General features: G+C 48.3%; 2 protein-coding genes. One reads left to right on the top strand and one right to left on the bottom strand.

The window, feature by feature from the left end; genetic code table 11:
- Nucleotides 1-215 (bottom strand): hypothetical protein (locus MiSe_RS49670; RefSeq protein ID WP_226594998.1); only part of this gene is annotated, 215 nt, incomplete at its 3' end.
- 44 nt (nt 216-259) lie between these two features.
- Between MiSe_RS49670 and MiSe_RS49665 the strand changes: the two genes are divergently transcribed.
- Nucleotides 260-457: a hypothetical protein gene (locus tag MiSe_RS49665; RefSeq protein ID WP_226594996.1), complete on the top strand. Its 198-nt coding sequence runs from the start codon at nt 260-262 to the stop codon at nt 455-457.
- Nucleotides 458-559: the final 102 nt, after the last annotated feature.

Raw genomic sequence — 559 nt, 5'->3', positions numbered from 1 at the left:
GCATCAACTACACTTTGACTTATGACAGAGATTGAGCCATGCCTTGCCCCTACTCTACAAAAACGGGGCACGGCATCAACTACACTTTGACTTATGACAGAGATTGAGCCATGCCTTGCCCCTACTCTACAAAAACGGGGCACGGCATCAACTAGACTTTGACTTATGACAGAGATTGTTCGATGCCTTGCCCCTACTCTACAAAAACGGGGCACGGCATCAACTAGACTTTGACTTATGACAGAGATTGAGCCATGCCTTGCCCCTACTCTACAAAAACGGGGCACGGCATCAACTACACTTTGACTTGTCAAACACATTGTTCGATGCGGTGCCCCTACTCTACAAAAACGGGGCACGGCATCAACTAGACTTTGACTTGTCAAACACATTGTTCGATGCGGTGCCCCTACTCTACAAAAACGGGGCACCGCATCAACTACACTTTGACTTATGACAGAGATTGAGCCATGCCTTGCCCCTACTCTACAAAAACGGGGCACGGCATCAACTACACTTTGACTTATGACAGAGATTGAGCCATGCCTTGCCCCTACTC

The organism is Microseira wollei NIES-4236, from assembly GCF_020521235.1.
Lineage (GTDB): Bacteria > Cyanobacteriota > Cyanobacteriia > Cyanobacteriales > Aerosakkonemataceae > Microseira > Microseira wollei.
Note: the sequence above shows the minus strand (reverse complement) of the source record. Positions and strands in the feature narration are given on the sequence as shown.